Origin of the sequence: Variovorax raffinosi (genome assembly GCF_051216615.1) — a bacterium.
Lineage (GTDB): Bacteria > Pseudomonadota > Gammaproteobacteria > Burkholderiales > Burkholderiaceae_C > Variovorax.
The window spans coordinates 217,965-241,506 of the sequence record NZ_JBPJZR010000010.1; the positions used below are offsets into that span (position 1 = coordinate 217,965).

The 23,542-nt window shown below is 64.7% G+C and carries 20 protein-coding genes; 4 read left to right on the top strand and 16 right to left on the bottom strand.

Annotated elements, in window-relative coordinates; all coding sequences use genetic code 11:
• Window positions 1-27 precede the first annotated feature (27 nt).
• Both ACSFB7_RS26975 and ACSFB7_RS26980 read right to left on the bottom strand, forming a co-directional pair.
• Window positions 28-4,782, bottom strand: coding sequence for a glutamate synthase-related protein (locus tag ACSFB7_RS26975; protein ID WP_435475407.1), 4,755 nt, complete (start codon window positions 4,780-4,782; stop codon window positions 28-30).
• Between the two features lie 185 nt (window positions 4,783-4,967).
• Complete coding sequence (locus ACSFB7_RS26980) at window positions 4,968-5,663, bottom strand: transposase (RefSeq protein WP_435475408.1); 696 nt, start codon at window positions 5,661-5,663, stop codon at window positions 4,968-4,970.
• Between the two features lie 68 nt (window positions 5,664-5,731).
• On the opposite strand from ACSFB7_RS26980, the gene ACSFB7_RS26985 reads away from it, so the two are divergent.
• Window positions 5,732-6,451 carry a DUF1266 domain-containing protein gene (locus tag ACSFB7_RS26985; RefSeq protein ID WP_435475409.1) on the top strand — a complete coding sequence of 240 codons (720 nt, stop codon included), beginning with the start codon at window positions 5,732-5,734 and terminating at the stop codon, window positions 6,449-6,451.
• Between the two features lie 12 nt (window positions 6,452-6,463).
• Here the strand turns inward: ACSFB7_RS26985 and ACSFB7_RS26990 are convergent, their stop codons facing one another.
• The 11 genes from ACSFB7_RS26990 to ACSFB7_RS27040 all read right to left on the bottom strand — a co-directional run bounded on the left by ACSFB7_RS26990 (window position 6,464) and on the right by ACSFB7_RS27040 (window position 17,176).
• Complete coding sequence (locus ACSFB7_RS26990) at window positions 6,464-7,348, bottom strand: class I SAM-dependent methyltransferase (RefSeq protein WP_435475410.1); 885 nt, start codon at window positions 7,346-7,348, stop codon at window positions 6,464-6,466.
• Window positions 7,345-7,920, bottom strand: coding sequence for a DUF1415 domain-containing protein (locus ACSFB7_RS26995; protein WP_435475411.1), 576 nt, complete (start codon window positions 7,918-7,920; stop codon window positions 7,345-7,347). The genes ACSFB7_RS26990 and ACSFB7_RS26995 overlap by 4 nt, the downstream gene beginning before the upstream one ends.
• Window positions 7,917-9,173: an MFS transporter gene (locus tag ACSFB7_RS27000; protein WP_435475412.1), complete on the bottom strand. Its 1,257-nt coding sequence runs from the start codon at window positions 9,171-9,173 to the stop codon at window positions 7,917-7,919. The genes ACSFB7_RS26995 and ACSFB7_RS27000 overlap by 4 nt, the downstream gene beginning before the upstream one ends.
• Window positions 9,170-10,300 (bottom strand): deoxyguanosinetriphosphate triphosphohydrolase, encoded by a 1,131-nt coding sequence (locus tag ACSFB7_RS27005; protein WP_435475413.1) that lies wholly within the window; start codon window positions 10,298-10,300, stop codon window positions 9,170-9,172. Before ACSFB7_RS27005 ends, ACSFB7_RS27000 begins: the two co-directional genes overlap by 4 nt.
• A 73-nt stretch (window positions 10,301-10,373) precedes the next feature.
• Window positions 10,374-11,483 (bottom strand): 3-dehydroquinate synthase, encoded by a 1,110-nt coding sequence (gene aroB, locus ACSFB7_RS27010; RefSeq protein ID WP_435475414.1) that lies wholly within the window; start codon window positions 11,481-11,483, stop codon window positions 10,374-10,376.
• 33 nt (window positions 11,484-11,516) lie between these two features.
• Window positions 11,517-12,065 (bottom strand): shikimate kinase, encoded by a 549-nt coding sequence (locus tag ACSFB7_RS27015; RefSeq protein WP_435475415.1) that lies wholly within the window; start codon window positions 12,063-12,065, stop codon window positions 11,517-11,519.
• A gap of 23 nt (window positions 12,066-12,088) precedes the next feature.
• Window positions 12,089-14,263 carry a type IV pilus secretin PilQ gene (locus tag ACSFB7_RS27020; protein ID WP_435475416.1) on the bottom strand — a complete coding sequence of 725 codons (2,175 nt, stop codon included), beginning with the start codon at window positions 14,261-14,263 and terminating at the stop codon, window positions 12,089-12,091.
• Window positions 14,260-14,799 (bottom strand): pilus assembly protein PilP, encoded by a 540-nt coding sequence (locus ACSFB7_RS27025; RefSeq protein ID WP_435475417.1) that lies wholly within the window; start codon window positions 14,797-14,799, stop codon window positions 14,260-14,262. Before ACSFB7_RS27025 ends, ACSFB7_RS27020 begins: the two co-directional genes overlap by 4 nt.
• The gene (locus tag ACSFB7_RS27030; RefSeq protein WP_435475418.1) at window positions 14,796-15,473 is read right to left on the bottom strand and encodes a type IV pilus inner membrane component PilO; all 678 of its coding nucleotides are present in this window, start codon (window positions 15,471-15,473) and stop codon (window positions 14,796-14,798) included. The genes ACSFB7_RS27025 and ACSFB7_RS27030 overlap by 4 nt, the downstream gene beginning before the upstream one ends.
• 6 nt (window positions 15,474-15,479) lie before the next feature.
• Window positions 15,480-16,100 carry a PilN domain-containing protein gene (locus ACSFB7_RS27035; RefSeq protein WP_435475419.1) on the bottom strand — a complete coding sequence of 207 codons (621 nt, stop codon included), beginning with the start codon at window positions 16,098-16,100 and terminating at the stop codon, window positions 15,480-15,482.
• Complete coding sequence (locus ACSFB7_RS27040; protein ID WP_435475463.1) at window positions 16,097-17,176, bottom strand: pilus assembly protein PilM; 1,080 nt, start codon at window positions 17,174-17,176, stop codon at window positions 16,097-16,099. The genes ACSFB7_RS27035 and ACSFB7_RS27040 overlap by 4 nt, the downstream gene beginning before the upstream one ends.
• A gap of 239 nt (window positions 17,177-17,415) precedes the next feature.
• On the opposite strand from ACSFB7_RS27040, the gene ACSFB7_RS27045 reads away from it, so the two are divergent.
• Window positions 17,416-19,824: a penicillin-binding protein 1A gene (locus ACSFB7_RS27045; protein WP_435475420.1), complete on the top strand. Its 2,409-nt coding sequence runs from the start codon at window positions 17,416-17,418 to the stop codon at window positions 19,822-19,824.
• A gap of 9 nt (window positions 19,825-19,833) precedes the next feature.
• On the opposite strand, the gene cyaY is transcribed toward ACSFB7_RS27045, so the two are convergent.
• Complete coding sequence (gene cyaY, locus ACSFB7_RS27050; RefSeq protein WP_435475421.1) at window positions 19,834-20,166, bottom strand: iron donor protein CyaY; 333 nt, start codon at window positions 20,164-20,166, stop codon at window positions 19,834-19,836.
• 63 nt (window positions 20,167-20,229) lie between these two features.
• On the opposite strand from cyaY, the gene lptM reads away from it, so the two are divergent.
• Both lptM and lysA read left to right on the top strand, forming a co-directional pair.
• A complete protein-coding gene (gene lptM / locus ACSFB7_RS27055) occupies window positions 20,230-20,457 on the top strand; it encodes an LPS translocon maturation chaperone LptM (RefSeq protein WP_435475464.1) in 228 nt (75 codons plus the stop codon).
• Window positions 20,457-21,746 carry a diaminopimelate decarboxylase gene (gene lysA, locus ACSFB7_RS27060; RefSeq protein ID WP_435475422.1) on the top strand — a complete coding sequence of 430 codons (1,290 nt, stop codon included), beginning with the start codon at window positions 20,457-20,459 and terminating at the stop codon, window positions 21,744-21,746. The genes lptM and lysA overlap by 1 nt, the downstream gene beginning before the upstream one ends.
• A 22-nt stretch (window positions 21,747-21,768) precedes the next feature.
• On the opposite strand, the gene ACSFB7_RS27065 is transcribed toward lysA, so the two are convergent.
• On the bottom strand, window positions 21,769-22,434 hold the full coding sequence (locus ACSFB7_RS27065) for a protein-methionine-sulfoxide reductase heme-binding subunit MsrQ (RefSeq protein WP_435475423.1): 666 nt from the start codon (window positions 22,432-22,434) through the stop codon (window positions 21,769-21,771).
• A 31-nt stretch (window positions 22,435-22,465) separates the two neighbouring features.
• Window positions 22,466-23,482, bottom strand: a complete 1,017-nt coding sequence (gene msrP / locus ACSFB7_RS27070) for a protein-methionine-sulfoxide reductase catalytic subunit MsrP (protein WP_435475424.1) — start codon at window positions 23,480-23,482, stop codon at window positions 22,466-22,468.
• Window positions 23,483-23,542 lie beyond the last annotated feature (60 nt).

A 23,542-nucleotide genomic window follows, 5' to 3' on the forward strand; every position in this document is an offset into this window, starting at 1 on the left:
TTGTTCTCTCTGCGTTCTCGTGGGCGCTCAGACCGAAGCCGGCACGGCTTGCGGTGCGGCGGCCAGTGCGTGCGGCTCCAGGCCGACATGCGCGTTGTTGCCGGTGCTGGCCAGCTCGACCTTGCGGTCGTGCAGCTCGCCCAGTGCACGCTTGTATTCGTTCGGGAACACTTTCACGAACTTCGTGCGCGACACGGCCCAGGTGTCGAGCAGTTCGCGCGCGCGCTTGCTGCCGGTCCAGCGGTGGTGCTCTTCGAGCAGCTTCTTGAGCTGGGCTTCGTCGGTCTCGCCGCCGTGCCAGATCTTGCGATGCACGCTCGCGGTTTGCTCGGCCGAGGTCAGCACCTTGTCGAGCGACACCATCGAGAGGTTGCAACGCGTGGCGAACTCGCCGTCTTCGTCGTAGACGAAAGCCACGCCACCGCTCATGCCGGCGGCGAAGTTGCGGCCGGTCTTGCCGAGCACCGCGACCGTGCCGCCCGTCATGTATTCGCAGCCATGGTCGCCCGTGCCTTCGATGACCGCTGTGGCACCCGACAGGCGCACCGCGAAACGTTCGCCGGCCACGCCGCACAGATAAGCCTCGCCGGTGGTCGCGCCATACAGCGCGGTGTTGCCGACGATGGTGTTGCGCACCGCTTCACCGCGGAAGTCGAGGCTGGGGCGCACCACGACGCGGCCGCCCGAGAGGCCCTTGCCGGTGTAGTCGTTGGCGTCGCCGATCAGGTACAGCGTGATGCCGCGTGCCAGGAACGCACCGAACGACTGGCCGCCCGTGCCTTCGAGCTGGATGCGGATCGAATCGTCGGGCAGTCCCTGCGGATGCACCTTGGTCAGCGCGCCCGAGAGCATCGCGCCCACCGAACGGTTGACGTTGCGCGCCACCTCGATGAACTGCACCTTCTCGCCCTTGTCGATGGCGGGACGCGACTTCTCGATGAGCTTGACGTCGAGCGCGCGTTCGAGGCCGTGGTCCTGGTTCTCGACATGGAAGCGCGCCACGTCGGCCGGCACGTTCGGCAGCGCGAACAGGCGGCTGAAATCGAGGCCCGAGGCCTTCCAGTGCTCGATGCCCTTGCGCGTATCGAGCAGGTCGGCGCGGCCGATCAGGTCGTCGAACTTGCGGATGCCGAGCTGGGCCATGATCTGGCGCACCTCTTCCGCAACGAAGAAGAAGTAGTTGACGACGTGCTCGGGCTTACCCGAGAACTTCTTGCGCAACAGCGGGTCTTGCGTGGCCACGCCCACCGGGCAGGTGTTCAGGTGGCACTTGCGCATCATGATGCAGCCCTCGACCACCAGCGGCGCGGTCGCAAAGCCGAACTCGTCAGCACCCAGCAGCGCGCCGATGGCGACGTCGCGGCCGGTCTTCATCTGGCCGTCGGCCTGCACGCGGATGCGGCTGCGCAGGCGGTTGAGCACCAGCGTCTGCTGCGTTTCGGCCAAGCCGATTTCCCACGGGCTGCCCGCGTGCTTGATCGACGACCAGGGCGATGCGCCCGTGCCGCCGTCGTGGCCGGCAATCACGACGTGGTCGCTCTTGCACTTGGCCACGCCCGCCGCGATGGTGCCGACGCCGATTTCGCTCACCAGCTTCACGCTGATGCTGGCGTGCGGTGCGGTGTTCTTCAGGTCATGGATGAGCTGAGCCAAGTCCTCGATCGAGTAGATGTCATGGTGCGGCGGCGGCGAGATCAGGCCGACGCCCGGCACCGCGTAGCGCTGCTTGCCGATGTACTCGGTGACCTTGCCGCCCGGGAGCTGGCCGCCCTCGCCCGGCTTGGCACCTTGCGCCATCTTGATCTGGATCTGGTCGGCCGAATGCAGGTACTCGGCGGTGACGCCGAAGCGGCCCGAGGCCACCTGCTTGATGCGCGAACGCAGCGAGTCGCCGTCCTTCAGCGGCAGGTCGACTTCGACGTTAGCCGCGCCGATCACGCTCTTGAGCGTGTCGCCCTGCTTGATCGGGATACCCTTGAGTTCGTTGCGATAGCGAGCCGGGTCTTCACCGCCCTCGCCCGTGTTGCTCTTTCCGCCGATGCGGTTCATGGCAATGGCGAGCGTGGCGTGCGCCTCGGTGCTGATCGAGCCGAGCGACATCGCGCCGGTGGCGAAGCGCTTGACGATTTCCGCGGCAGCTTCGACCTCGTCCACGGGAATGGCCTTGGCCGGATCGATCTTGAACTCGAACAGGCCACGCAGCGTGAGATGGCGACGGTTCTGGTCGTTGATGAGCTGCGCGTATTCCTTGTACGTGTTCCAGTTGTTGGAGCGCGTGCTGTGCTGCAGCTTGGCGATGGCATCGGGCGTCCACATGTGCTCTTCGCCACGCGTGCGCCAGGCGTATTCGCCGCCGGCGTCGAGCATGTTGGCGAGCACCGGGTCGTTGCCGAACGCGGCCTTGTGCATGCGGATGGCTTCTTCGGCGATCTCGAAGACGCCGATGCCTTCCACGCGGCTGGCCGTGCCGGTGAAGTACTTGTTGACGGTGGCGGTGTTCAGGCCGATGGCCTCGAACAGCTGCGCGCCGCAGTAGCTCATGTAGGTGCTGACACCCATCTTCGACATGATCTTCGACAGGCCCTTGCCGATGGCCTTGACGTAGTTGTAGACCGCCTTGTCGGCGCTCAGGTCACCCGGCAGGTCGGCGTGCATGGCCGCCAGGGTTTCCATCGCGAGGTACGGGTGCACGGCTTCCGCGCCATAGCCAGCCAGCACGCCGAAGTGATGCACTTCGCGGGCCGAGCCGGTTTCGACGACGAGGCCGGCGGTGGTGCGCAGGCCTTCACGGACCAGGTACTGGTGCACGGCCGAGAGGGCCAGCACAGCCGGAATCGCCACTTGCGTCGGGCTCACGCCGCGGTCGCTGACGATCAGGATGTTGTGGCCGCCCTTGATGGCATCCACCGCTTCGGCGCACAGCGAGGCCAGCTTGGCTTCGACGCCTTCGTCGCCCCAGGCGAGCGGGTAGGTGATGTCGAGCACGTAGCTCTTGAACTTGCCCTGCGTGTACTTGCCGATGTCGCGCAGCTTCGCCATGTCGGCGAAGTCCAGGATCGGCTGGCTCACTTCGAGCCGCATCGGCGGGTTGACCTGGTTGATGTCCAGCAGGTTGGGCTTGGGGCCGATGAAGGAGACCAGCGACATCACGATCGCTTCGCGGATCGGGTCGATCGGCGGGTTGGTCACCTGCGCGAACAACTGCTTGAAGTAGTTGTAGAGCAGCTTGTTCTTGTTCGAGAGCACGGCCAGCGGGCTGTCGTTGCCCATGGAGCCGATGCCTTCTTCGCCGGCCTGCGCCATCGGGCTCATCAGGAACTTGATGTCTTCCTGGGTGTAGCCGAAGGCCTGCTGGCGGTCGAGCAACGCAACCTGGCTCAGCGGTGCGGTCACCGGCTCGGCCTTGACGCTGTCGAGCTTGATGCGCAGGTTCTCGATCCACTGCTTGTAGGGCTTGCTGTTGGCGAGGGTGGCCTTGACCTCCTCGTCGTCGATCATGCGGCCCTGTTCCAGGTCGATCAGGAACATCTTGCCGGGCTGCAGGCGCCACTTGCGCACGATCTTCTGCTCGGGCACGGGCAGCACGCCCGATTCGGAAGCCATGATGACCAGGTCGTCGTCGGTCACGCAGTAGCGCGAGGGGCGCAGGCCGTTGCGGTCGAGCGTGGCGCCGATCTGGCGGCCGTCGGTGAACACGATGGAGGCCGGGCCGTCCCACGGCTCGAGCATGGCGGCGTGGTATTCATAGAACGCGCGGCGACGCGGGTCCATGGTGGCGTGCTGTTCCCAGGGCTCGGGAATCATCATCATCACGGCCTGGCTGATGGGGTAGCCGGCCATCGTCAACAGTTCGAGGCAGTTGTCGAAGGTGGCGGTGTCGGACTGGCCGGCGAAGCTGATCGGGTAGAGCTTCTGCAGGTCGGCGCCAAGCACGGGCGAAGACATCACGCCTTCGCGCGCCTTCATCCAGTTGTAGTTGCCCTTGACCGTGTTGATTTCGCCGTTGTGGGCGACATAGCGGTACGGATGGGCCAGCGGCCACTCGGGGAAGGTGTTGGTCGAGAAGCGCTGGTGCACCAGGCCCAGGGCCGAGACGCAACGCTTGTCCTGCAGGTCCATGAAGTACGTGCCGACCTGGTCGGCAAGCAGCAGGCCTTTGTAGACGACAGTGCGGCTGGACATGCTCGGAACGTAGTATTCCTTGCTGTGCTTGAGCTTCAGGCGCTGGATGTTGGCGCTGGCGGTCTTGCGGATCACATAGAGCTTGCGTTCCAGCGCGTCTTGCACGATCACATCGTTGCCGCGGCCGATGAAGACCTGGCGCAGCAGCGGTTCCTTGGCGCGCACGGTGGGCGACATGGGCATGTCGCGGTTGACCGGCACATCTCGCCAGCCCAGCAGCACCTGGCCTTCGGCCTTGATGGCGCGTTCCATCTCTTGTTCGCAGGCTTCGCGGGATGCGTGTTCCTTCGGCAGGAAGATCATGCCGACGCCGTATTCGCCCGGCGGGGGCAGCGTGACGCCCTGCTTCGCCATCTCTTCGCGGTACAGGTGGTCGGGCAACTGGATCAGGATGCCGGCGCCGTCTCCCATCAGCTTGTCAGCACCCACTGCGCCGCGATGGTCGAGGTTTTCGAGGATCTTCAAGCCCTGCAGCACGATGGCGTGGCTTTTCTCGCCTTTGATATGGGCGACGAAGCCGACGCCGCAGGCGTCGTGCTCATCAGCACCGGAATACAGACCGTGTTTTTGGAGATGTTCGATCTCGGCAGCCGTCGTCATGGCGCACTCCTTCAGTTTTCGCAGGGAAAGGGAGCATATTGCGATGCACAAAGAATGCCAAACACTTTAATAGGGGTCAGATTCTTATTAAATCCCGAGTTTTCTTGTCAGAATTAAATTAGGGACATATTAAAAACAGGAGCAAAAGACCTAGCCTTTGCAACGGCTTGAGGCCTACTGAGTGCTCAGGAAATGGGGTTTGAAGGCGGTCGCCCCGCCTTGGCCTTGACCACACGGCGGTCCGTGGCCTTCTGAAGCGAGTCGAGAAATTCCCCATCGCCCGCCGCCCAGCCCCGCAAAGTGGCCTCCGTCAGCGCGGTCTGGTCAGCCGCCCGCACCCCGCCACGCACCAAGTCGACGTAGGCGGCCTCGCGCGCGAACGGCGTGTTGCCCAGCTCCCAGTACAGCGGATGGGGCGTCAGCAGCCGGTCGTGCCGCAGCCCGGCGTAGTGGCCGTGGCTGGACCAGGGGAAGTCGCGCGCATCGGCCACCATGCCCGCCCGCACGGGGTTGAGGTCGATGTAGGCCATGCAGGTCATCAGGTAGCGATCGGTCTGGATCAGCGTCGACCGGTAGCGCCCTTCCCACAGGGTGCCGCTGCGGCCGTGGCGGTCGTTGAAGTAGCGCACATAGCTGCGCCCCACCGACTGCATGAACTGCGGCAGGCCGGTGGCGCTGTTCGGCGTGGCCAGCAGGTGGAAATGGTTGTCCATCAGCACGTAGGCGTGCAGCGCGACACCGAAGCGCACGGCGTTTTCGGCCAGCAGGCCGAGCAGCTTCTCGTGGTCCGCACGATCGACAAAGATCGGCTGGCGGTTGTTGCCGCGCTGGATCACGTGGTGCGGTATGTCGGCCAGCGTGAGACGGGGTAGACGGGCCATGGGATGGGTTGTGGCGCAGGGCTTGTATCCTAAGCGGCCCGTTTACCAACCAGTCTGGGGAGCTGCGAATGTTCAAGTTTTTCAAGGAATTGATCGACTCGGCGAAAGAAGGCCTGGCGGAGGGAAAGGCCGAACTGGCGCAGGAGGCGGCCGAGCGCGAAGCGGCGCGGCAGGAAGGCAACGCAGCGCTGGAAGCACGTCTTGCCGCCTCGTCGCGCTTCGAGAACTTCGCCGTGGCGCTGGCGGCGGTGTACCGCGAGACCTTTGCGTCCGATCTGCGGGAAGCCGAGGAGATGCAGCGCAGCGCGGTGCACCTGCTGTGCGTCGATATTCCCGCGAAAGAGGTCGAGCCCTGGAAGAAGCTGCTGGCGCGCGACTTTTCGGTCACGGAGTGCGAGAGCGCCGAGGCCGCGGTGACGGAGATCGTCCAAGGCCTTCCCCTGCAACCCAACGACGATGACCTGGCCCTCTGGATCGGACGCGCCAGCCACCTGGCCACGGGTGCGGCAGCGGTGGGCTATGTCAGCGCACAGGAGGCGCTGGAATGGCTGGTGCCGGCCGTGGAGCTGGCGGTCGAGCGCTTCAGCGGCTGGGACCACTATGCCCAAAGCTTCCTCGCGGGTGAGCGCGAAGCGCCGGGCAGCAATTTCGTCGGCCGCAAGCTGCTGGCCTCGGTGGCCGAAAAGCTGCTCGAAAGCGAACGCAGCCCTTGGAAGACGGTGGCGTGGCCCGAACGGGATTCGCTGCTCGCGCTGCTGGCGTCGCGCGAAACGCCCCGCCCCACCTGAAATTCAGTCAGGTCAGTTCAGGCGAAAGCGCGTGTCGCCCAGCGTGTCGAGCCCGAACTGCGACAGCAGCTCACCCAGCCGCGTTGCCGCGCTCGCCTTGCGTTGGCCGGTGTAGCGCGCCAGGATCAACTCGTTCTTCATGCTGTGCTCCCAACCGACCAGCTCAGTCACCGTCACGCTGTAGCCATTGGCTTCCAGGTACAGGCAGCGCAGCACGTTGGTGAGCTGGCTGCCGATCTCGCGCGTGTGCAGCGGATGGCGCCACAGCTCGGCCAGCGGCGTGCGCGACAGCGCCAGCGCCTTGGTTTCGCGCAGGCAGGCGGCCACTTCGGCCTGGCAGCAGGGCACCAGCACCATGCAGCGCGCCTTCTTGGCGAGACCGAAGGCAATGGCGTCGTCGGTGGCGGTGTCGCAGGCATGCAGCGCGGTGACCACATCGATCTGATCAGGCAGTTCGCTGGCCTGGGCCGATTCGGCGACCGTCAGGTTCAGGAACGACATGCGGCCGAAACCCAGGCGCTGTGCAAGCGCCCGTGATTTTTCGACCAGCTCGGCGCGCGTCTCGATGCCGTAGACGTGGCCGCCCTGGCGTGCCCGGAAGAACAGGTCGTAGATGATGAAGCCGAGGTAGGACTTGCCCGCGCCATGGTCGGCCAGCGTGGCGCCTGCGCCTCCTTCAGGCAGTTCGCGCAGCAGTTGCTCAATGAACTGGAACAGGTGGTAGACCTGCTTGAGCTTGCGCCGCGAGTCCTGGTTGAGACGGCCCTCGCGCGTGAGGATGTGCAGCTCTTTCAGCAGCTCGATGGACTGGCCCTCGCGCAGGACTTCGGACAGTTCTGCATCGGCCTTGGCGGCTTTGTTGGTTTTCACGGGTTGGGTCGCGACCTTGGCGTTCATGGCTTGGCACTCCCGGCACCGACGTCCAGCGCCGCCCAGCCCGACGCGCCCAGCGCTTCGAGCGTCTCGATGTTGCGCTCGAAGATCGCTTCCGCTTCGGGAAATGCCTCGACCGCGCGGCTCACGCTGTCTTCGCGCAGCAGGTGCAGCGTGGGGTAAGGCGCACGGTTGGTGGCATTGCCGATGTCATCGACCTCAGTGCCGCCGAACTGGAACTGCGGATGAAAGCTCGCAAGCTGAAACACGCCGTCGAAACCTGCGCGCGCAAGGCGGCGCTCGGCGCGCGCCGTGAAATCGTTGAAGTCCAGAAAATCGGCCAAGGTGTTGGGTGCTATCAGAAGGGTGGTGTCGCGCACGGTGGCGTCGAGGGCTGCGAGCTCGCGGGCTTCGGAAAGAAGCGCATCCATCAAGTCGGCCTCCTCGGTGGGCAGGTAGGTGGCGTAGTGGATCTGCGCCTTCACATGCACCGCCTTTGCGAACGGGCACAGGTTCAGGCCGATCACCGCGCGTTCAAGCCAGCGCCGCGTATCGGCTTCGGCCTGGGCGGCGGCTATTGTCGTCGGGCCGGTCATGCCACCTCCGCTGAAGGGCGAATCCGCCCCAGGCGCCGCGCGAGCGCCATGCCAGCCAGCGAGCAGGCCAGCGTGGCAGTCCAGGTCCAATGCCAGCCGCCGACGCGGTGGGCCACCCACGCGACCGCCGGCGGTGCCAGGAACTGGCCGAGCGAGGACGCCTGCTGCATCAGCCCGACCGTCGTGGACACGGTGTTCGGACTGGGCGCCAGCCGCACGCCGAGCAGGAACAGGGTCGCCGGCACCATGCCGCCGCCCAGAGAGAAGGCGCAAACGGCGATGTAGCGAAGCGCCGGCGGCAGGCTCAACGCCTCAGCGCCCTGCCCCACCTGCGCGAACGCCGCCACACCCCCCAATGCCATTGCCAGGAAGCCCCATTGCAGCAGCCGCTCGGGAGCCACGCCGCGCTGCAGCCAGCGGCCGCCGGCGATGTTTCCGACGATGTTCATTGCGGCCGCAAGCGCCGTGAGCACCGCATTCCAGCCGGCCGGTACGCCCGCGCCGGCATAGATGGCGGGCAGGAAGCCGATCACCGCCATCCACTGGGCCGAGTACACGGCGAAAGTCAGCGCGATCAGCCAGGGCCCGCGCGCACCGACCGTGGCGCGCAAACGCGGCGTCCAGCCGACGGACGCATTGCCCACAGCGGCCGTGCGCAGGCGGTCCGAAGGCACGGCCAGCCAGACCCAAAGCGCCGCAACGGCCGACACCACGGACAGCAGCCACCACCAGTCGGCCCACCCGCCCCAGCCGATCAGGGCCGGCCCGAGCAACAACGCAAGCGCCACGCCGAGCGGCATGTAGGCGCCCCACAACCCCATCGCGGCCTTGTCGGCGCCCGGGGGTGTCAGTGCACGAATCAGTCCCGGCCCCGGCATGACCGACAGCAAGAAACCAATGCCCTCGATGGCGCGCAAGACCAGCAGCCACTGCACCGCATGCGTTCCGCCCACGAGCCCGGCGCCGACCGCGCCGCCCAGCAGGCTGGCGACCGTCAATACCACCAGCCCCGTCAGCATGCTGCGGCGCAGGCCGATGGTGTCGGCCGCGAGACCGGCGATCAGCCCCAGGGTCATGCTCGCCACCTGCACGAGCGACAGCAGGAAGCCGGCCTCCACGAGGCTGATGCCGAGCGATGCCTGCAGTGCCGGCACGGCGGGCGGCAGCTTGCCGAGATGCAAGGCGCCGCTGACGCCTCCCAGCAGGACCGCGTAAACAGCGGCAGGCACGCGTGCAGGCGTGGTCGAACTCATGCGATGCCCCGGCGGCCGGTGAGCCGCTCGTGCTCGCGCATGGCGAAACGATCGGTCATGCCGGCGATGTAGTCGGCCACGGCGCGGTGTCGGTCGTGGCGATCGGCATAGGAAACGGGCATCTCGTCGCTTCGTTCGAGGTAAGCCTCGAACAGCTCCCACACCACTTGCTGCGCTTGGTCGGTGGTCTGGGTGACCTGGGGATGCCGGTAGAGATTGCGGAACAGGAAACGCTTGAGCTCGTCCGACTGCGCCTGCATCGTTTCGCTGAAGGCGACGATGGGCGGGGCGTTGCGCACGGCGTCTGCATCGACCGGCGCGAGCGCTTCGATGGCCGCGCGCGTTGCGTCGATCACGTCGTAGACCTGCGCGCTCAGCATGCGCCGGATGGTTTCATAGAGCACGCGCCGGTCCTGCAACTGCGGGTGCTCGGCCAGGGCTTCGCGGCGATATCGCTCGAAAAGCTCCACCTCGGCCAGCTGCTCGACGCTGATGAGGCCCGAGCGCACACCGTCGTCGATGTCATGGGCGTTGTACGCAATGGCATCGGCCAGGTTGCACAACTGCGCTTCGAGCGCGGGCTGCGTGCGGTCCAGAAAGCGCCGCGCCACGCCGTGCGGCTCGGCGGCCTCGATGCGCTCGGCATTGGCGCGCGAGCAATGCTTGAGGATGCCCTCGCGGGTCTCGAAGCTGAGGTTCAGGCCGTCGTATTGCGGGTAGCGATGCTCGAGCGCATCGACCACGCGCAGGCTCTGCAGGTTGTGCTCGAAGCCGCCGTGCCCGGCCATGCAGGCGTTCAGCGCATCCTGCCCGGCGTGGCCAAACGGCGTGTGGCCCAGATCGTGCGCCAGCGCAATCGCCTCGACGAGGTCTTCGTTCAGGCGCAGGGCACGGGCAATCGAACGGCCCAGTTGGGCGACTTCCAGCGAATGCGTCAGCCGCGTGCGGAACAGGTCGCCTTCGTGGTTCAGGAAAACCTGGGTCTTGTAGACCAGCCGGCGGAAAGCCGTGGAATGCACGATGCGGTCGCGGTCGCGCTGGAAGGCGTCGCGCGTGGGTGCGGGCGGTTCGGCATGGCGCCTCCCGCGCGATTGCGCGGGGTGGCAGGCATAGGCCGCCAGGCTCATTGGTGCACCCTTGGCGCTGCGCGCCTTCCCGCCAAGCGGGAGCGAGCTTGCTTGGGGCGGCCCGGCGCGGCGCTCATCCCGCGCAGCACTGCGCGAGCACTTCGCGCACGAGCGCATCGGGCGCGCTGCGGACCACGGCCGAGCCGGGCTTGTCGATGACCACGAAGCGGATCTCGCCGGCTTCCGACTTCTTGTCGACGCGCATCAGCTCCAGGTAGCGTTCGGCGCCAAGTGCGGGACCGACGATGGGCAGGCCGGCACGCTCGATCAGGCGCGTGAGCCGATCGACAAAGGCCGCATCGATGCCGCCGAGCCGCTGCGACAGATGCGCCGCCATGACCATGCCGCAGCCGACCGCTTCGCCGTGGAGCCACTCGCCGTAGCCCAGGCCGGACTCGATGGCATGGCCGAAGGTGTGGCCGAAATTGAGGATGGCGCGCAAGCCCATCTCGCGCTCGTCCTGGCCGACCACCAGCGCCTTGATCTCGCAACTGCGCTTGACGGCATGGGCCAAGGCGGCAGGGTCGCGGGCCGTCAGCGCATCGATGTTGGCTTCGATCCAGTCGAAGAAAGCCATGTCGTGGATCGGGCCGTACTTGATCACTTCGGCCAGGCCCGCGCTGAGTTCGCGCGGCGGCAGGGTCTGCAGCGTGTTCAGGTCGCAGAGCACGAGCTGCGGCTGATAGAACGCGCCGATCATGTTCTTGCCCAACGGATGGTTGATGGCCGTCTTGCCGCCGACCGAGGAATCGACCTGCGCGAGCAGCGTGGTCGGCACCTGGACGAAAGGCACACCGCGCATGTAGCTCGCGGCGGCAAAGCCGGTCATGTCGCCCACCACGCCGCCGCCCAGGGCGAACAGCACGGTCTTGCGGTCGCTGCCGTGGCCGAGCAGGGCGTCGAAGATCAGGTTCAGCGTCTGCAGGTCCTTGTGCACTTCGCCGTCGGGCAACTCGAGCAGGTGCACGGTGCGGAAACGGTTCGCCAGCGCATCGCGGAGCGCCTTGGCATAGAGCGGCGCAACCGTGGTGTTGCTGACGATCAGGGCTGAAGCGGCTGCGGGCGTGGCGGCAAAGCTCTGGGGGTCGTCCAGCAGGCCGGCGCCAATCAAGATGGGGTAGCTGCGGTCGCCGAGCTGGATGTCGACGCGTTCTGGCGAAGCGGAAAGTACGGGCAAGGACATGGCCGCGAGTTTAGGCGCTGCCGCCGGGGCAGTTCAGGCGGAGGGCTCTTCCGGATGGGCGCCGGGCTCGACGATGCCGGCCAGCTCGAGCTGCATCACGATGATGTTCACCAGCATCGCAATGGAAGGACGCCCGGTGTCGACCACGTCATGGGCGGTTTCCCGATAGAACGGATCGCGCGCGTCGTGCAGCTCTCGCAGCCGCCCCAGTGGATCGGCGACTTGCAGCAAGGGCCGCTTGACATCGTGGCGCAAGCGCCGGAACAGGTCTTCGGGCGAGGAGCGCAGGTAGATCACGTGGAAGTGGTCGCGCAACTGGCTGCGGTTGGCTTCCCGCAATACGGCGCCGCCGCCGGTGGCCAGCACGCCTTGTGCATTTGCCGCGAGATCGGCGATCACGGATTGCTCGAGATCGCGGAAGGCGACCTCCCCTTCACGCTCGAAATAATCGCGGATCGAGCAGCCGATGCGGTGCTCGATCACGTGATCCGTGTCGATGAATGGAAGGTCCAGCCGCATCCCCAGGCGCCGGCCCACTGCGGATTTTCCGGCGCCGGGCAAACCGACGAGTGCGACCGCCACGCGGTAGCTGCTACGCCCGCGCGTCAGCGCGCGGCGTTGCGGTCGGTAATCATCTTCGGGGTGATAAAGACGAGCATTTCGGTCTTGTTGGCAACGCGTTCGCGCTTGCGGAACAATGCCCCCATGTAGGGGATTTCACCCAGCACCGGCACGCGCGATTCGTCATTGGTTTCGGTGAGCTCGAAGATACCACCGATGACGACCGTGCCGCCGTTCTCGACCAGCACCTCGGTTTGCACGTGCTTGGTGTTGATGGCCGGGCCCGCCGACGTGTTGACGCCACGGGCATCCTTGCTCACGTCCAGGGTCAGGATGATGTTGCCCTCGGGCGTGATCTGCGGTGTGACCTCAAGCTTCAGCACCGCCTTGCGGAACGAGATCGAGGTGGCGCCGCTGGACGTTGCCTGCTGGTAGGGAATTTCTTCACCTTGTTCGATCAGCGCCTTGGTCTGGTCGGCGGTGATGACGCGGGGACTGGACACCAGCTTGCCCTTGCCGTCGGCTTCCAGTGCGGAGATTTCGAGGTTCAGCATCCGCGAGAAGCTTGAATTGAACAGTGAAAGCGCGAACGTTCCTGCCGTACTGCCCGTACTACCCGCATCGCCAGCCGGAAGATTAATGAAGTTGCTGCTGGTCGGCGAGCCGAAGCTGACAGTAGGGCTGGTCGAGGTCGTGGTCGTGGTCGTAGCCCCGCCAGTCGAGGTCTGCGAGGAGGTCGTACCACCACCAGTGACCGAAGGCCAGGTTCCAAACGAGTTGTTGCGATTGATCACCCCACCCCCCAACTTCACACCGAGCGACTTGCCGAAAGTATCGGAAGCTTCGACGATCCGGGCTTCGATCAGCACCTGCCGTACCGGAATGTCCAGCTTCTGGATCAGCTCGGTCACCTGGGCCAGGCGCGACGGAATATCGGAGACGAACAACTGGTTGGTGCGCGATTCGGCGATCACGCTGCCACGAGGACTCAAGATACGGGTCGTCGTACCGCTGCTACCACTACCGCCACCAGCCGATGCGCCCGTACCCATCAAGCCTTGTGCAATGACGAGGGCCTTGGTGTAGTTGAGCTGGAACGACTGGGTGCGCAATGGTTCCAGGTTCTCGATAGTGGCCTTGGCCTCGAACTCGAGCTTTTCCTTGGCATTGATTTCGTCCTTGGGCGCGATCCACAGCACGCTGCCATTCTTGCGCATACCCAGGTTCTTCGCCTGCATGATGATGTCGAGGGCCTGGTCCCAGGGCACGTCCTTCAACCGCAGCGTCAGCGCACCCGTCACCGAATCCGAGGTCACGATGTTGAAGTTCGTGAAATCAGCGATCACCTGCAGCAGCGAGCGGATTTCGATGTTCTGGAAGTTCAGCGAGAGCTTCTCGCCGTTGTAGCCGACGCCTTGCGTGAGCTTGGTCGGATCGACTTTGCGGGCACGCAACTCCACCACGAACTGATTTTCACTCTGGTAGGCACTGTGCTCCCAGTCGCCCTTGCCCTCGATCGTCATGCGCACACGGTCGCCGGATTGCTGCGACGTGATCAACTGCACCGGGGTGCCGAAGTCAGCCACGTCGAGGCGGCGGCGCAGGCCTTCGGGCAGGGTCGACTTGGTGAACTCCACCACGAGGTTCTTGCCCTGCTGCTTGACATCGACACCGACCTGGTTGTTCGGCAGATCCACGATGACCCGGCCGGTTTTGTCGGAACCCAAGCGGAAATCAACGTCCCGCAAAGGTAGAGTGTCGCGATTGCGGTTTTCCGCAAAAGTCGTCGCTGCGGAAGTCGCCAATGCAGCACCTGCCGCCGGCTCAAGGATGACCAGCAGCGACTTGCCCTGGATTTCAGCCTTGTACGCAGCGGCCTGCTTCAGGTTCAGCACCACGCGGCTGCGTTCGCCAGCCTGGACCACATTGACCGAACGCAGGTTGCCCTGGTTCACTTCAATCGCGGAACGACCGATGGCGTTCGTGACGCCCGGGAAATCGAGCGCGATGCGCGCCGGGTTCTGCACGACGAAGCCAGCCGGCACGGCGGCGAGCGGCTGTGCGAGATCGATCCGGATCACCTCGGCGCCAGACTGCGTCGAACTGGTGACGGCCTCGATGGCGTTTTGCGCATGGGCCACGGCCAATGCGCCGAACGCCAGCAGACCCAGCCCTGCGGCGCGCAGCCACTGTGCCATCGTTGATTTTTCTTGGTTCATTTCGCACTCTCTTGCAGCTGCAGCGTTGCCACGCGTTCGATCCATTCACCAGCGGCGTCTTGCACGATTTCACGCAAGGCAACTTCGGTTTCATTGATACGGGTAATGCGCCCGTAGTTGAGTCCCAGGTATTCGCCGACGCGCACCTTGTAGAGCAGCTTGTCGACACGGACCAGCGCCACAGGCTGGCCGTTGCGGTTCATGCTTCCGACCATCGCCATCGTGTCGAGCGGAAACGCTTCGAGCGATTCCTTGCGACGCGCCAGCTCGGGCGCTATCAGCTCCGATGTGCTCGGCTGGTTCGATTCGCGGCGCAGCGCCTGCGTCAGCTTCAGCATGTTGAAAGGCTCGAACGACGAGGCCTCGGTGTAGGTCTGCGGCGTGAACTTCTTCGGCTCCGTGATCGGTGGCACGGAAGGCTTTACCTCGGCACGCTGCTCGACCATCCAGCGCTGCAGGTCTTCCTGACCGGAATCGCAGGCGCTCAGGCCCAATGTGGCCAGTGTCAGCCACAGGACTTTGGCGACTGCTTTCATTTCTTCGCCTTCGGCGCCGCAGCGCGTTTCTGGACGGCCCGCTCATCTTCATCGAGATAGCGGAAGGTGCGCGCGGTGGTATCCATCGTCAGCACATCCTTGTCCTTTTGCGGCGTGACGGTAATGTTGTTGAGCGTCACGATGCGCGAGAGCCCCGCGACATCGGCGACAAAGGCGCCCATGTCGTGGTATCGGCCGGTGACGCGCACGGCGATGGGAAGCTCGGCGTAGTAGTCCTTGACCGAAACCTGCCCTGGCCGGAACAGCTCGAACTGGAGGCTACGGCCGAGCCCCGCCTGATTGATGTCCGAAAGCAAGGCATCCATTTCTGCCTTGCTGGGCAGTTGCTTTTCCAGCAAGGTCACGTACTGCTGCACCTGTTCACGCTGCTTCTTGAGAAGGTCGAGGTTGGCCGCCTGCGCCACCTTCTTCTTGTAATCTTCCTTGAGCGTGACTTCCCTCGCGCGCTCGCTTTCGAGCTGATCGTTCGAATTGGTCAGCCAGACGAACCACAGGGCCACCAGCACCAGCGCGGTGACCGCCACGCACAGTGCATAGCGTGGCACTGCCGGCCATACGGACGGATCGTTTGGATTGAGGCCACGAAACTGTTCGCCGAACCCGCGAAGTGCAGCGGCGACGTCAATTTTTTGGGAGGGGCGATTGCTTGCCATGATCGGTTACCCCTTGGATTGCGCCGCAGCGGCCAACGCCTTGTCGGCCGCTGCCTTCTGCGCGTCGGTGGGGCGCTTCAGGCCGATGCGCATCGTGAAGTTCGCCACGCGGCGTTGATCGCGCTGGCTCAAGTTCACCGTCGTGGACGTGATTTCGACGAGTTCCGGCTTCACCAGCCAGGGACTGTTGTTGCCCAGATTGCGCAGCAATTCGGACACCCGCTCGTTCGATTGCGCCATGCCCTGCAGCGTGACGGTCTGGTTGTCCTGCTTCATGCTGGTCAGGTACACGCCATCGGGCAGTTGCCGGACGAGTTCATTGAGCAAATGCACTGGCAGGTTGCGGTCGCCCTGCAGATCTTCGACCGCCGCCTGGCGCGCGCGCAGGGCGGCGATTTCTTCCTGCAGCGTCGAAATTTCCTTGATCTCGACCTCGAGCTTCTTGATCTCGGCCTGGAGCAAGCCGTTCTTTGATTCCTGGCTGGAAATCTGGGCCTCGAACCAGAGGTAGCCGAGACCGGCGATGAGCACGCCCAAGACCGCGGCGGCCCCCAACGTTCCATAGAAAGCCTCGCGCCGGCGCTTGCGCGCAGCTTCGCGGTGCGGAAGCAGATTGATCAGGATCACTGCAGAAACCTCCGCATGGCCAGGCCGCACGAGGTCAGGTAGGAAGGCGCTTCACGCCGGACCTTCTTCTCGCGGATGTTGGGGCCGAAGTCCATGCCGTCGAAAGGATTCACGAGCGAGCAGGCGAACGAGGTCTGGCGCGTGACGGCATTGGTCAAGCCCGGCAGCGACGACGAGCCGCCGGCCAGCAACACGTAGTCGACACGGTTGTGCGGCGTGCTCGTGAAGAAGAATTGCAGTGCACGCGCGATTTCCTGGGCGATGCTTTCCACGAAGGGCTTGAGCACGCCGGAACCGTAGTCGTCCGGCAGGTCGCCGCTGCGCTTCTTGGCTTCGGCCTCTTCGGCCGAAAAGCCGTACTGGCGCACGATCAACTGGGTCAGTTGCGCGCCACCGAACGCCTGGTCGCGGTCGTACAACACTTCCTGGTTGCGCAGCACCTGCATGCTGGTCGTGAACGCGCCCACTTCGAAAAGCGCCACGATCGAATCCACGCCCTTGCCGGGCAGTTGCTCGATCAGGCGGGCCGTTGCAAGGCGGGACGCATAGGACTCGACATCGAGGATCATGGCCTTCAGGCCGGCAGCCTCTGCCAGGCCTTCGCGGTCCTGGACCTTTTCCTTGCGCGAGGCGGCGATCAGCACTTCGACGTCACCGATGGAAGTGGTGCTCGGGCCGGTGACGCAAAAATCCAGGCTGACTTCGTCCAGCGAGAAGGGGATGTACTGGTTGGCTTCGGACTCGACCTGAATCTCGAGCTCTTGCTCGCTCATGCCACCCGGAAGAATGATCTTCTTGGTGATCACGGCCGACGGCGGCAATGCCAGCGCGACATTGCGGGTGCGCGTGCCGCTTTTGCGGATGACGCGCCGAACAGCTTCCGCGACCTCGTCGAACTTTTCGACATTGCCGTCAGTGATCCAGCCACGTTCCAGGGGTTCGATGGCACAGCGTTCCAGAACCAGCTTGCCGCTGGCCTCACGGCCGAGCTCGACCAGCTTCACGCTGGACGAGCTGACATCCAGTCCCAGCAGGGGAGCATTCTGACGACGAAACAATGATCCAAGAGCAGCCAAGTTAGGTCCCTCTCCCCCTGTATTTGTAACCAATGGAAAAAATTGCGTTCGGTTGCATGCTAGCAGCAGGCGTAGCGCCAACCAAGCAACGCCGGGGGGCAAAAACACCAATCGTTGTCAAAACCTGACATCAAAGCCGCATTCTGTAACTTTTGGATTAGAGCATCGCGAGGGGAGCAAAGATCGGACCGTGCGAAGGGACCGGCTTTTTATAATGTCCGGTGACTCTCCGGCCCTCCATGCAAGAAACATCAAGCCCCAAAGGGCCAGCCAAGACCCCTCCACTCGCACGCCCAGCCTGGCTGAGATGGCTGCTGCGCTTCTTCTTCTGGGGGTTCGGTCTTGCCGCGGCCGGCGTGCTGTCTGTCCTTTGCGTAGTGGCCGTGGCACTTGCCGTGGCCTACCCGAACCTGCCGGACATCTCGGAACTCTCCGATTACCGGCCCAAGCTGCCGCTGAGGGTCTTCTCGGCCGAAGGCACGCTGATCGGGGAATTCGGCGAAGAGCGCCGCAACCTCACGCCAATCGCGGCGATTCCCAAGGTGGTGAAGGACGCGGTGCTCGCCGCCGAAGACGCCCGCTTCTATGACCACGGCGGCGTCGACTACAAGGGAATGGTGCGCGCGGGCCTGGCCAACATGAACCGCGTGAAGAGCCAGGGCGCCTCGACCATCACGATGCAGGTGGCGCGCAATGTCTACCTGAGCTCCGAAAAGACCCTGACACGCAAGATCTACGAAGTGCTGCTGACCTTCAAGCTGGAGCACCTGCTCAGCAAGGACCAGATCTTCGAGATCTACTTGAACCAGATCTATCTCGGCAACCGCGCCTACGGTTTTGCCGCAGCCTCCGAGGCGTACTTCGGCAAGCCCCTGCAGGAACTCACGATCGCGCAAGCCGCCATGCTGGCCGGCCTGCCGAAGGCGCCGGGCGCGAACAACCCGGTCAACAATCCGCAGCGTGCGCGCGGCCGCCAGTTCTACGTGATCGACCGCATGCAGGAAGCAGGCTTCATCACCGCCGAGCAGGCCGCCGAAGCCAAGAAGGAAGAGCTGCACCTGCGCGATGCCGCCGACCCGAACCGCCTGCACGCCGAGTACGTTGCAGAAACCGTTCGCCAACTGATGTATGCGCAGTACGGCGACAGCACCTACACGCGCGGCCTGAAGGTCTATACCTCGCTGGTCGCCGCCGACCAGGCCGCTGCCTACAAGGCGCTGCGCAAGGGCATCATGGATTACGAGCGCCGCCAGATCTACCGCGGCCCCGAGAAGTTCGTCGACCTGCCCAACGACGCCAAGGACCTCGACGAAGCGGTGGACGACGCACTCAGCGACCACCCCGACAACGGCGACGTGATGGCGGCCGTGGTGCTGAAGGCCAATGCCAAGGAAATCTCCGCGGTCCGTGGCAACGGCGACCCGGTGCAGATCACGGGCGAAGGCCTCAAGCCCGCGCAGTCGGGCCTCTCCGACAAGGCTCCGCCCAACATCAAGATCCGCCGCGGCGCGGTGATCCGCGTGGTGAAGACGCCCAAGAACACCTGGGAAATCACGCAACTGCCCGAAGTGGAAGGCGCCTTCATCGCCATGGACCCGCGCGACGGCGCCATCAAGGCGCTGGTGGGCGGTTTTGATTTCGGCAAGAACAAGTTCAACCACGTCACGCAGGCGTGGCGCCAGCCGGGTTCGAGCTTCAAGCCCTTCATCTACTCGGCCGCCCTCGAAAAGGGCTTCACGCCCGCCACCATCATCAATGACGGTCCGCTGTTCTTCGACGCCGGCACCACCGGCGGCCAACCGTGGGAGCCCAAGAACTACGGCGGCGGCTACGACGGCCCGATGTCGATGCGCACCGCGCTGATGAAGTCGAAGAACCTGGTGTCGATCCGCATCCTGCAATCGATCGGCACGCGCTACGCGCAAGACTGGATCACCAACTTCGGCTTCGACAAGGACAAGCACCCCGCCTACCTGCCGATGGCGCTCGGCGCGGGCTCGGTCACGCCGATGCAGATGGCGGTGGGCTACTCGGTGTTCGCCAATGGCGGCTACCGCGTCAATCCTTACCTCGTGACCCGCATCACCGACCACAAGGACAAGCTGCTGGTCGACAAGCAGCCGCCGCTGCTCAACGACGCCAACCGCGCCATTCCGCAGCGCAACGCCTTCATCATGGACACGCTGCTCAATTCCGTGGCGCGCGCCGGCACCGCCGCCAAGGCGCAGGCGATGCTCAAGCGGCCCGATCTCTACGGCAAGACCGGCACCACCAACGACTCGCTCGATGCCTGGTTCGCGGGCTTCCAGCCGACGATGACCGCCATCTCGTGGATCGGCTATGACACGCCGCGCAACCTGGGCGACCGCGAAACCGGCGGCGGCCTGAGCCTGCCGATCTGGATCAACTACATGGAAACCGCCATCAAGGGCGTGCCCGTGACCGAACTGTCCGCCACCCCGCCTTCAGGCATCGTGAACGTGGGTGGCGAGTGGTACTACGACGACTACGCGCCGGGCCGCGGTGTCGCGAGCCTGGGCGTGGAGTCGACGCCTGCCGCGCCGGCAGAGTCGCAAGGCGGGGCGCCGTCGAGCCCGCCGGCCCCGCCCGAGGAGCGCAATCGCATCCTCGATCTCTTCAGGAACTGACGATGGCAATCAGGCAGCCGCGAACACCAGCGGCTGCCCCGCCTGAAGGGTCGCCTCGCGCGACAGGTTGCCGAAGAACTCTTCGCCCGTCTTGGTGTCAACCCAGGCTTGGCCGTTGTGCTTGTAGTGGTAGCCGCCGGAACGCGCGGCAAGCCAGATTTCCTGCAGGGGCTTCTGCAGGTTCACGATCAACTGACTGCCATTGAGGAATGAAATCGTGATCATCCCGCCCACCCTCTGGTTGTCGAGGTCGGCCTCGGTCACATCGTTGATGCTGTCGCAAGCCCGCTCGATGGCAGCAAGTGCGGCTTCTGCGCGGTCCATGTACTCGGTGTCGGTCATTACAATTTCATCATGTTGAATCTCCGCCAAATTCTAGTGAGCGCTCGCGCCCGCACTGCGCTCATGGTCTGCCTCGCCGTGGGGGCAGCCAGTTTGGCTGCCTGCGGCCAAAAGGGCGCCCTGTATCAGCCGAACGATCCGGCTGCCGCCCAACGGGCCACGCTGCCGCAACTTTTGGTGCCGGGCGGCTTGTTGAGCTCAACCCCCTCCTCGACCGAGGCGGCTCCAGCACCGGCCGCAGCCAGCAGCGCACCCGCTGCGGCCACCACCGACAACGGAGCGCGCAAGTGATGGCGAACAACACATCCTCCGCCGCCCTGCCCGGCCACCCGCACATCGCACAGCGCGATGGCGCGCTTCACATCGAAGGCCTCGCACTCGACGCACTGGCCCGCGAGCACGGCACGCCTCTCTTTGTCTATTCGAAGCAATGGATGCTGGACGCGCTCGCCGCCTACCAGCGTGGCTTTGAAGGCCGCCAGACGCTGATCTGCTATGCGATGAAGGCCAACTCGTCACTGGGCGTGCTGCGCGTGTTCGCCGAAGCCGGCTGCGGCTTCGACATCGTGTCGGGCGGCGAACTGGCGCGCGTGCTGGCCGTGGGCGCCGATCCGCAGAAGATCATCTTCTCGGGCGTGGGCAAGACCCGAGCGGAAATGCGCCAGGCCCTCGCCGCCAACATCGCCTGCTTCAACGTCGAGAGCGAAGCAGAACTCGACGTGCTCAATGAAGTGGCAGTGGCAGAAGGCCGCCGCGCGCCCATCAGCATCCGGATCAATCCCAACGTCGATCCGAAGACGCACCCCTATATTTCCACGGGCCTGAAGGGCAACAAGTTCGGCATCGCGCACGACCGCGCTGTCGAGGCCTACCTGCATGCCGCAAGGCTGCCGGGCCTTGAAGTGGTCGGCATCGACTGCCACATCGGCTCGCAGATCACGGAAGCCTCGCCCTATCTCGACGCCTGCGAGCGTGTGCTCGATGTGGTCGAAGCCATCGAGGCCGCGGGCGTGCCGATTCATCATCTCGACTTCGGCGGCGGCTTGGGCATCGACTACAACGGCGAAACCCCGCCCAAGGCCGATGCGCTCTGGCAGCAATTGCTCGCGCGGCTCGACGCCCGCGGCTTCGGCCAGCGCAAGCTCGTCATCGAGCCGGGCCGCTCGCTGGTCGGCAACGCTGGCGTGTGCGTGACCGAAGTGCTCTACACCAAGCCCGGTGAAGACAAGAACTTCTGCATCGTCGATGCGGCCATGAACGATCTGCCGCGTCCCGCGATGTACCAGGCCTTCCACAACATCGTGCCGCTGCGCACCCGTGCCGGCGATGCGCCGACCTACGACGTGGTCGGCCCGGTCTGCGAGAGCGGCGACTGGATCGGCCGCGACCGCGCGCTCAACGTGGTGGCCGGCGACCTGCTGGCCGTGCTGTCGGCGGGTGCGTACTGCATGAGCATGGCCAGCAACTACAACACGCGCGCCCGTGCCGCCGAAGTGCTGGTGAGCGGTGCCAGCGCCAAGCTGATCCGCCGTCGCGAGACGATGGAAGACCAGCTGCGTAGCGAACAGATCGACGGCTGAACACCCGGCCTGACTGACAGGCTCAGCCGGTCGTGGTGCTGCGCAGTGGCTTTTCGCCGCTTCGCACGGCACCCGCCGGTTGCTTTGCCTTGCGCTTGTTCGCGAAATTCCACACGCGCCAGCCAAGCAACACCGCAATGATCGCGACGTAGATGAACACTTCGGCAAAGTTGTTCTTGCCCGCGCGCATCCAGAAGAAGTGCAGCAAGCCGAGCCCCGCGATCACGTAGACCAGCTTGTGCAGCATCTGCCAGCGCTTCGCGCCCATCGCCTTGATCGCGCGATTGAACGAAGTGGCGGCCAACGGCGTCAGCAGCACGAAGGCCGAAAAACCCACCAGGATGAACGGCCGCTTCGCAATGTCCTTGGCGATATCGCCCCACTCGAAGCCCATGTCGAACCAGCTGTAGCACAGCAGGTGCAGCACCACATAGAAGTACGCGAACAGCCCCAGCATGCGGCGATAGCGCGCCAGCGCATTCCATTTGCTGATGACGCGCAGCGGCGTCACCGCCAGCACGATGCAAATGAAGCGCAGCGTCCAGTCGCCGGTTGCGCGGATCAGGAACTCGGCCGGATTGGCGCCGAGCCCGTCCGTGAATGCGCCGTAGCCCAGCCGCACGAATGGCAGCAGGCACAGCAGGAAGATGACCGGCTTGGTCGCCGGGTGCATGAGCAGCTTGTTCATGGGGCGATGGCCGTGTGACGACGGGGCCGGCTCAGTAGTTCTTCTTCAGGTCCATGCCTGCATAGAGCTGGCCGACCTGGGCTTCATAGCCATTGAACATTTCCGTCTTGCGACGCTTGGCGAACAGGCCACCGCCGTCGCCGATGCGGCGCTCGGTGGCCTGGCTCCAGCGCGGATGGTCGACATTCGGGTTCACGTTCGAATAGAAGCCGTATTCGTTGGCCGCGGCCTTGTTCCATGCCGTGCTCGGCTCCTTCTCGACAAAGCGGATCTTGACGATCGACTTGCCCGACTTGAAGCCGTACTTCCACGGCACCACGAGGCGCACCGGCGCGCCGTTCTGGTTGGGCAGCACCTCGCCGTACATGCCGAAAGCCAGCAGCGTCAGCGGATGCATCGCCTCGTCCATGCGTAGGCCTTCGGTGTAGGGCCAGTCGAGCACGTGCGAGCCCACGAAGGGCATGGTCTTGGGATCGGCCAAGGTCACGAACTCGATGAACTTGGCATTGCCCTGCGGCTCGACCTTCTTGATCAGCTCGGCCAGCGAATAGCCCACCCACGGAATGACCATCGACCAGCCTTCGACACAGCGCAGGCGATAGATGCGTTCTTCCTGCGCGCTGAGCTTGAGCAGGTCTTCGATGCCGTACTTGCCCGGCTTCTTGACCAGCCCTTCGACTTCCACGGTCCATGGCCGCGTCTTCAGCGTGCCGGCGTTCTTGGCCGGATCGGCCTTGTCGGTGCCGAACTCGTAGAAGTTGTTGTAGCTCGACGCGTCCTTGTAGTCGGTGAGCTTGTCCATCGACATCGCGCCCGGCACGGCCGACTTGGCGCCCGGCAGCGGTGCGAGCTTGTTGGGGCGCACCGTCTGGGCCAGCGCCTGGCGCGATGCGAAACCCGCCAGTGCCGCGCCTGCCGCGCCGCCGGCCATCAGCTTGAGCAGGTCGCGCCGGCCTTCGTACACGGCGCGCGGCGTGATCTCGCTCGACAGCGGATGGATGAAGCCGTTGTCGGTGGAGCGACGTTGCGGACGGGAATGAAACGACATGACAGGCCTTTCGCGTGAATCGTTGTGCTCAGGGTAGTTCGTGACTTACCTTGATTTGGT

What these genes read in the sequence shown, in the direction of transcription:
- ACSFB7_RS27025 (WP_435475417.1), bottom strand. Translation starts at nt 14,799, where the DNA reads ATGAAAGCAGTCGCCAAAGTCCTGTGGCTGACACTGGCCACATTGGGC.
- ACSFB7_RS26990 (WP_435475410.1), bottom strand. Translation starts at nt 7,348, where the DNA reads ATGAACGCCAAGGTCGCGACCCAACCCGTGAAAACCAACAAAGCCGCC.
- msrP (WP_435475424.1), bottom strand. Translation starts at nt 23,482, where the DNA reads ATGTCGTTTCATTCCCGTCCGCAACGTCGCTCCACCGACAACGGCTTC.
- ACSFB7_RS27000 (WP_435475412.1), bottom strand. Translation starts at nt 9,173, where the DNA reads ATGAGTTCGACCACGCCTGCACGCGTGCCTGCCGCTGTTTACGCGGTC.
- ACSFB7_RS27065 (WP_435475423.1), bottom strand. Translation starts at nt 22,434, where the DNA reads ATGAACAAGCTGCTCATGCACCCGGCGACCAAGCCGGTCATCTTCCTG.
- lptM (WP_435475464.1), top strand. Translation starts at nt 20,230, where the DNA reads ATGGTCTGCCTCGCCGTGGGGGCAGCCAGTTTGGCTGCCTGCGGCCAA.
- ACSFB7_RS27020 (WP_435475416.1), bottom strand. Translation starts at nt 14,263, where the DNA reads ATGAACCAAGAAAAATCAACGATGGCACAGTGGCTGCGCGCCGCAGGG.
- ACSFB7_RS26975 (WP_435475407.1), bottom strand. Translation starts at nt 4,782, where the DNA reads ATGACGACGGCTGCCGAGATCGAACATCTCCAAAAACACGGTCTGTAT.
- ACSFB7_RS27005 (WP_435475413.1), bottom strand. Translation starts at nt 10,300, where the DNA reads ATGAGCCTGGCGGCCTATGCCTGCCACCCCGCGCAATCGCGCGGGAGG.
- lysA (WP_435475422.1), top strand. Translation starts at nt 20,457, where the DNA reads ATGGCGAACAACACATCCTCCGCCGCCCTGCCCGGCCACCCGCACATC.
- ACSFB7_RS27030 (WP_435475418.1), bottom strand. Translation starts at nt 15,473, where the DNA reads ATGGCAAGCAATCGCCCCTCCCAAAAAATTGACGTCGCCGCTGCACTT.
- ACSFB7_RS26985 (WP_435475409.1), top strand. Translation starts at nt 5,732, where the DNA reads ATGTTCAAGTTTTTCAAGGAATTGATCGACTCGGCGAAAGAAGGCCTG.
- ACSFB7_RS26980 (WP_435475408.1), bottom strand. Translation starts at nt 5,663, where the DNA reads ATGGCCCGTCTACCCCGTCTCACGCTGGCCGACATACCGCACCACGTG.
- ACSFB7_RS27045 (WP_435475420.1), top strand. Translation starts at nt 17,416, where the DNA reads ATGCAAGAAACATCAAGCCCCAAAGGGCCAGCCAAGACCCCTCCACTC.
- cyaY (WP_435475421.1), bottom strand. Translation starts at nt 20,166, where the DNA reads ATGACCGACACCGAGTACATGGACCGCGCAGAAGCCGCACTTGCTGCC.
- ACSFB7_RS26995 (WP_435475411.1), bottom strand. Translation starts at nt 7,920, where the DNA reads ATGACCGGCCCGACGACAATAGCCGCCGCCCAGGCCGAAGCCGATACG.
- aroB (WP_435475414.1), bottom strand. Translation starts at nt 11,483, where the DNA reads ATGTCCTTGCCCGTACTTTCCGCTTCGCCAGAACGCGTCGACATCCAG.